Source organism: Rhodopirellula europaea 6C, from assembly GCF_000338295.1.
GTDB lineage: Bacteria > Planctomycetota > Planctomycetia > Pirellulales > Pirellulaceae > Rhodopirellula > Rhodopirellula europaea.
Genome location: NZ_ANMO01000263.1, coordinates 1 through 7,252, shown reverse-complemented (window position 1 = coordinate 7,252; position 7,252 = coordinate 1). Strand labels below are relative to the sequence as shown.

The following is a 7,252-nucleotide window of genomic DNA, read 5'->3' as shown; positions in this document are numbered from 1 at the left end:
GAGTTCCTTTGGCCGAAGCCCTGGATCCAACAGCAAGTCTTTCAGCCGTGTCAGCTGACTCATTCTGGCAGTCGCGATTTGCAAACGTCTGCGTGAGGCTTGGTCGGTCGTCCCAGCACTTGATTCCTGACCAGACGCCAAGACCAGCCCACCGGTCAACGACAGATCTCGCCGAAGTTCGGTGGAGGTTCCCGGAACTGGCGACACCACCACGCTGTCTGGCACCGCCATCCCAGGAGTCACCACCATCATCGCATCCGATGCCAGGTCGCCCACCAAAACAGCTCGGCCGGACAACAACGCATCACTGCGAAGTGCCACCGCACGCGAGGAACTGCCAGCGGAATCGAATTGCAGCTCGCTGGTGTAAACGCGTCGAGGCTGTTTGCGTATCAGCGATGCGGTCCGAGGAAAGTTGGAATCGTCCAATGTTGCACTGACCCAAGCATCCCGCGTCGACGCTGGCAAATCGGCATCCAACACCACCACCGCTGGTTGATGCTCGCGCAACAGGCCCGCTGATGGTTCCTGTTCCGATGTTGCGGTGCTGCACCAATCGGTTCGACCGACTCCCAGTCGCATCGCGGCATGTCGAAGTCGACCAAGCAGGCGGACGGTTTCTGAATTTGCAGGTGTGGCGGAATCCATCACCACAACAACACGCCGATTCATCTCCAGAGCTTCACGACCGATCAACGCCCACGGCACGGAGTGTTCCGAAGCCGCCACGAACATCACCGCGGCACCTCGATCAGCACCACGGACCGGTTGCCACGTTTCGCCATTGTCGGTGGATCGTTCAATCAAACCATGCGTGCCAACACGGACTCGCCAACCTTCGCCTTTGGTTTGCCGAGCCGATTGACTGGCCTGGTCCAGAACATCTTGACGCAGCCAATCTCGCAGCGTGTTTTTGGATTCGATCGATTGCGATGTGTCTTCCAACCAAGTCAGCCCGCCATCGAACGAGTGAAATCGGTTTGCGGTGGTCGCCTCGGAGTCATCACCAATTGCCTCGATCGACCCGGCGGGGAGCGGCTCGGCATCAAAGCTGTTGCGAATCGCCATGCGATGCAACTTGGTCGCATCGGACGAATCCACGCGGTGCCAACTTCGTCCCGCATCGTCGCTGGCCAAAGCCACGCCGCGACTCAGCCCGGTGACCGGTTCGTAGCCACCGCCGACCGCGACCACTCGGGTTTCGGTCAAAAAGCGAACATCACACAACGCGACGTCGACTCCCGAAGCGAAGTTTCGCCACGTCAGCCCAGCGTCTTCGCTGCGGACGATCACGCCCCAATCACCGACCGCGACCAGGACTTTGCCGTCTGGCGAGACCGAAACCGCATGCAACGAGGCGTCGTCGGCGAACTGCGAGGTCGAAACATAGGCGGCCGGCAGATCAAAGCTTTCCGGAGCGGTGGCCACATGACGACTGCGGGTCGTGCCCGTGTTGCCAAACGCTCGGTAAAAACCCGGCATGGTTTGGCCGGCGGCGGGAGTGGCGATCCATCCGGCGAGCAGGGCCGCCAGCAACGGCAGCAACCGAACGCCCCAATTTTGAATGGGAAGTGAAACGACAGAAGCGATCATGAGGTCCAATTCCGAACGACCGCCGCAGCGGCCCAAAAGAGGCACCAACCAGCGATGACATTGATCCCCAGCAGCATCGAACTGGCCAGAATACGGCCTTGCGAGGCGAACACGGCGGTTTCGCCGATCAGGGTGCTGAATGTCGTCAAACTGCCCAAAACACCGATTCGCACCGCCAAGAGTGTGCGGGGGTGTGCCAAAGAGGCTGCCCAGCCCGTTGCGACCCAATCAGACGCCACCAGGGCTTGAGAGAACTGGAATAGTCCCCCCAGGGCGCAGCACCCGAGCAAGTTGGCAAGCGTCGTGCCGACACTGCCATGAAGCGTCAACCAACCACTTAGCGGGGCAGAAACCACCGTCAACGTGATCAAGTAGCGCAGAACAGCCCCAATGGAGCCGCCTAGGGCGATCGCGAACAGGTCTGAAACAAAGGTCATTGAGGACAGTTCCGCGTTTTCACCATTGCCAGTCAGGGCTGAGGAATTTACGTTGGAGGGTCCTAGCTTCGGAAGTTTTTGATGATCGGAGCAAGGTCCATTTCGACTCTTTTCGAATCCCACTCTGTCCCCAGTAGACCACCACCGATGAGTACCGCTTCGAGCTCTTCCAGCGCCAACGCCGCGAAAGGCGATCAGCAACCGATGAATGGAGCCGATGTTCTCGTCAAATCGTTGGTCGATCACGGCGTCGAAGTCTTGTTCGCCTACCCCGGCGGATGCAGCATGCCGATGCACCAAGCCCTGACCCGGTACGGGGACTCGATCCGCACGATTTTGCCCCGGCACGAGCAAGGCGGTGCCTTCGCCGCACAGGGTTACTCGCGCAGCACCGGCAAAATCGGCGTGGTGATGGCAACCAGCGGCCCCGGTGCCACCAACTTGGTCACCGCCATCGCGGACGCGAAACTGGACAGCATCCCCATGCTGTGCATCACCGGCCAAGTTCCCACGGGAGCGATCGGAACCGACGCGTTCCAAGAAACTCCGATGGTGGAAATCTGCCGCGGAATCACCAAACACCACTACCTCGTGACCGACTTGGCCGATTTGCCTCGCGTCATGAAGGAAGCCTTCCACATCGCAACCAGCGGTCGCCCCGGCCCCGTTTTGGTGGACATGCCCAAAGACGTGCAGTTGGGCAATTTCCCAATCGACATGGATCCAGAAATGGATCTGCCGGGATACAGCCCCGAGGCTCCCAAAGTCGCCGGCGAAACGATCAAGCAGATGGCTGCGGCCATCAAACTGGCTCGTCGACCTGTCATCTACGCCGGTGGCGGGATCATTTCTGGTGAAGCCAGCGAAGAACTTCGCGAGCTGATCAAGAAAACAGGCATTCCAACGGTCACAACCATCATGGGACTGGGCGCGGTCTCGCCCGATGACCCTCGTTCGCTCGATTGGTTGGGCATGCACGGTGCCGCCTACGCCAACTACGCCGTTCGCGATTGCGATTTGTTGATCGCATTGGGCGTGCGTTTTGATGACCGAGTGACCGGCAAAGTGGAAGCGTTCGCGAAAGACGCGAAAATCATCCACGTCGACATCGATTCGTCAGAACTGAACAAGAACAAACAAGCCCACATCCCGGTTCGCGGCGACGTGAAGGATGTGCTTGTTCAGCTGAACAAAATCGTTCAGCCTCCCGAAATCGAAGCTTGGCAGAAAACCTGCACCGAGCTGAAAGCCAAGTACCCACTGAAGTACGACAACTCGTTCGACGGCATTTTGCAACAGCACGCGATCGCGACGCTCAGCGACATCACCGCCGATCGCGAGACCTACGTCAGCGTTGGCGTGGGACAGCACCAAATGTGGGCCGCTCAGTTCTTCAAGTTCCGCAACCCTCGGACTTGGATGAGCAGCTCGGGACTCGGCACGATGGGCTTTGGATTGCCGGCCGCCATGGGCGTGCAAGCCGCTCACCCGGACGCCCTGGTCATCGACATCGATGGCGACGGCAGCTTCCAGATGAATATCCAAGAACTCGCAACGTGCTTCTGCGAAAAGCTGCCCGTGAAAGTCCTGCTGCTGAACAACCAACACCTGGGAATGGTGGTTCAGTGGGAAGACCGATTCATGGATCGCAACCGTGCTCACACCTACCTTGGCCCCATCGATCACGAAGAAGCCAAGGGCAAGAGCACCGCGGATCGCTTCGAATACGCCAGCGACCGGTACCCGAACTTTGTGCAAATCGCCAAAGGCTACGGATGCGGTGCCGCCACGGTCAAAAAGAAAGCGGACCTCGAAGGTGCCATGCGAGAAATGATTGATCACAAAGGCCCCTTCTTGCTGGACGTCGAAGTGCCCTACCAAGAACACGTGCTGCCAATGATCCCCGGTGGAATGACCGTGGACGACATGCTCTTGGACTGATCCTGAAAGTGGAAATGGATACCGCAGTGGAAAACCCCGCAGTGGAAAAAAACGGGCAACCGAACCCCTCATCGACGTCGACCGCAACCGACGCAGCACCAACCCCCAACGCACCCAACCGCCCCGCGCCGAACACGGCCGGGAATCGGAAACGAGGTGTGCCTGAGGGCGTGTGGCGGAAGTGCGACTCGTGCGGCGCCTCGCTGTTCTACAAAGAAGTTCAGCAGCGTCTGAACGTCTGCCCACAGTGCGACCATCACTTTTACGTGAGCGCGTGGGAACGTGTCGCTCAAGTGCTCGATGATGGCACGTTCGAACCGATGAACGAACATCTTCGGCCAACCGACCCGTTGGAATTTCGCGATCGTCGTTCCTACGCCGAACGCCTGGTTGGCGAACAAAAACGCACCGGACTGACCGACGCGGTCCTGACCGGCACCGGCATGATCCGCGCTCGACGAGTCGCTTTCGCAGTGACCGACAGTGCCTTCATCATGGGCAGCATGGGATCGGTTGTCGGCGAACGCCTGACTCGATTGATCGAACGTGCCACCGAACAAAACTTGGCTTTGATCATCATCAGCGCTTCCGGTGGTGGTGCTCGAATGCATGAAGGCATTCTGTCGCTGATGCAAATGGCCAAGGTCTCCGCTGCCCTTTCGCGATACCACGCCGCGGGCGGTTTGTTCATCAGCGTGCTGACCAACCCAACCATGGGCGGCGTCGCTGCCAGCTTCGCATCCCTCGGCGACTTGGTCTTCGCTGAACCCAAAGCCTTGATCGGTTTCGCCGGGCCGCGAACGATCAAAGCGACCATCGGCATCGAATTGCCCGAAGGGTTCCAAACCAGCGAATTCCTGCTGGAACATGGCTACATCGATCGCATCGTTCATCGAAAATCGTTGAAGACGGAAATCGCCACCGCCATCGACTATTGCGGGAAGTAACCGATGGGCTTGCTCGATTCGATCATGGGCGCATTCTCCAAAGGCGGCGGTGGTTCGCTAAAGAGAATCGACGTTGAAAAACGATTCGAGCGTTCACGGACCGCAGCGACGGGAACGATGAGCAACTTCTTCGTTGCTTACGACCTGGAACGAAAAGAGAACGTCGGGGTCAAAATCCTCGACCCTGAAAAATACGAACTGTTCGAAAGCCGCTTTAAAGGTTTGAACAAACCTTCCGAAGGCGAGATCGCGATGCAGATGAAGCATCCGCTGATCGTGAAGACTTTCGAACATGGAATCACGGCAAAGAACCAACGTATCTTGGTGATGGAATACATCGCCGGTGCCGGTATCCAAGACGTCATCGTTCGCAAGAAACGTGAAGTCATCAACGGCAAAGAAATGCTGCTGATGCGAGAGATGGCCGAGTCACTCGCATACGTGCACGAACAAGGCTTCATCCACCGCGACGTCTGCCCCCGCAACTTCATTTGCACTCCACCCAAAGACGGCGAAGAAACCGTCTCCGGCGTGCGACTGATCGACTTCGGCTTGACCGTGCCAGCGACACCTCCGTTCATGGCTCCGGGAAACCGAACCGGGACACCGCTTTACATGTGCCCCGAAATCGTACGCCGCCGAGCGACCGACAAACGCGTCGATGTGTTCTCGCTTGGCGTGACGTTCTACTGCCTGCTGACATTCCAACATCCATGGCAAGGTGAGATTGTCACCGGGCGAGCGGCGCTGCAACACGATACCGAAACCGCGACTCCGATCCTGGAACGCCGCGAAGACGTTCATCCCAAAGTTGCTCGCGTGATCACGCGAATGATCGAGCCCAACGTGGACAACCGATTGCCGTCGATCAAAGAGTTTCTCTCACAAACTCGCGGACTCGAATCCGCCTTCGTCAGCTAGCCAGCGATAGCTCGCTCACTCGTCGGGGCGTGCCCCATTCTTCGCCGATGAACTCGGCACAGCCACACGCATGAAAACGGTGGCGAACGGTTCGGTTAAACTGGAACCAGCCACTGATCGCCACTCGGCTTTCGCGGCTCTCGAATCCCACCCCACAGCTCACCGTTCACACGGAATCCATCATGCCCCACCGCCGCGATTTCCTTGCGGGCTCTCTCGCTGCCGCATCCCTTGCTTCGCTGCCAACCAGCAATCTTTTCGCGGCCGATTCTGAAACCAACGGCCGTTGGCCCATTTGCGTTTTCACCAAACCGCTCAACTCGATGTCGTTTGATGAGATGGCCGCGGCACTTGCAAAAGCGGGCTTTGATGGCGTCGAAGCCACCGTGCGAAAAGGTGGCAACGTCGAACCCGCCGACGCGGCCGAGAAGCTGCCCGTGATGCAGCGAGCGATGCAAAAACACGGTCTCGAAATCACCCTCATCACGACCGACATTGGCTCGATGGACGATCCTCATCGAGCCACCGTCCTCGAAACGGCCGCCGATTTGGGCGTCTCGCGATTCCGCATGCGGTATGGCAAGTACAACCGCAAGCAGCCAGTCAAACACCAACTTGATCACTGGAAGCAACAATTTGGCGAACTCGCGGATTACTGCGGGAAGATCGGCATGCAGGCGCTCTATCAAAACCACGCTGGAGAAAATTACCTGGGTGCGTCGCTGTGGGATCTGGATCGAGTTCTTTCTGACATCTCGCCGGACCACATGGGCGTTGTCTATGACATCCGGCACGCACAAGTCGAAGGCGGCATGAGTTGGCCGGTGACTTGGCGAATGATCCAGCCTCGCGTTCGGATGCTGTACGTCAAAGATTTCCAATGGGTCGATGGCCGAGTCACCAACGTGCCGCTGGGCGATGGGCTGGTCAGTCAAAAGTTCTTCGATGCGGTGAAAGCCAGCGACCTGAATTGCCCGATCTCATTGCACGAAGAATACCTCGACCATCGTGATCCCAAGCTTGTGCCCCAGCATCTTGAAGCGATGACCACCGACCTGAAGACCCTCCAAAAACGCCTCGGCGTCAAGTAGGCCAGGCCCCGCTTGGCGATCGCTCTTCGTCGGCAAACGCCGCTCTCGCGAAAGCATTTGAAAGGACGACTCGCTTTGTTTCAAAGCATCGGCGCGGTCGCCATGTGAGACATGGCCTACGGGCAATTGCAAATTGCAAAGTGGACATTGCAAAGTGGCAAGTGCTGACCGGTGGAATCACGCTTGCCGAGCCACGAACATTTTGCAAGTTGCATTTGTCAATTTGCACTTTGCAATCCACCCCACCACGTAGGCCAGGCCCCGCTTGGCGATCGTTCTTCGCCGGCAAACCCGCTCTCGCGAAAGCATTTGAAACGACGAC

General features: G+C 58.2%; 6 protein-coding genes and 1 pseudogene. 5 read left to right on the top strand and 2 right to left on the bottom strand.

Features of this window, described 5'->3' with window-relative positions:
- Together RE6C_RS27770 and RE6C_RS27765 are read right to left on the bottom strand one after the other, a co-directional pair.
- Nucleotides 1-1,593 (bottom strand): annotated as a pseudogene (locus tag RE6C_RS27770) (exo-alpha-sialidase); the annotation flags it as partial.
- On the bottom strand, nucleotides 1,590-2,030 hold the full coding sequence (locus tag RE6C_RS27765; protein ID WP_008662100.1) for a fluoride efflux transporter FluC: 441 nt from the start codon (nucleotides 2,028-2,030) through the stop codon (nucleotides 1,590-1,592). The gene RE6C_RS27765 and the pseudogene RE6C_RS27770, both read right to left, overlap by 4 nt.
- Before the next feature lie 147 nt (nucleotides 2,031-2,177).
- Here RE6C_RS27765 and ilvB point away from each other — a divergent pair, with 147 nt between their 5' ends.
- The 5 genes from ilvB to RE6C_RS33175 form a co-directional block, all read left to right on the top strand.
- Nucleotides 2,178-3,971: a biosynthetic-type acetolactate synthase large subunit gene (ilvB, locus tag RE6C_RS27760; RefSeq protein WP_039963651.1), complete on the top strand. Its 1,794-nt coding sequence runs from the start codon at nucleotides 2,178-2,180 to the stop codon at nucleotides 3,969-3,971.
- 8 nt (nucleotides 3,972-3,979) lie between these two features.
- Nucleotides 3,980-4,918, top strand: coding sequence for an acetyl-CoA carboxylase, carboxyltransferase subunit beta (gene accD, locus RE6C_RS27755; RefSeq protein ID WP_008662095.1), 939 nt, complete (start codon nucleotides 3,980-3,982; stop codon nucleotides 4,916-4,918).
- Between the two features lie 3 nt (nucleotides 4,919-4,921).
- Nucleotides 4,922-5,839, top strand: a complete 918-nt coding sequence (locus tag RE6C_RS27750) for a serine/threonine protein kinase (RefSeq protein ID WP_008662092.1) — start codon at nucleotides 4,922-4,924, stop codon at nucleotides 5,837-5,839.
- Nucleotides 5,840-6,021: 182 nt separating this feature from the next.
- Nucleotides 6,022-6,930, top strand: coding sequence for a sugar phosphate isomerase/epimerase family protein (locus tag RE6C_RS27745; RefSeq protein WP_008662088.1), 909 nt, complete (start codon nucleotides 6,022-6,024; stop codon nucleotides 6,928-6,930).
- A gap of 140 nt (nucleotides 6,931-7,070) precedes the next feature.
- The coding region (locus RE6C_RS33175; RefSeq protein ID WP_039963650.1) for a hypothetical protein at nucleotides 7,071-7,252 on the top strand (182 nt) is incomplete at its 3' end.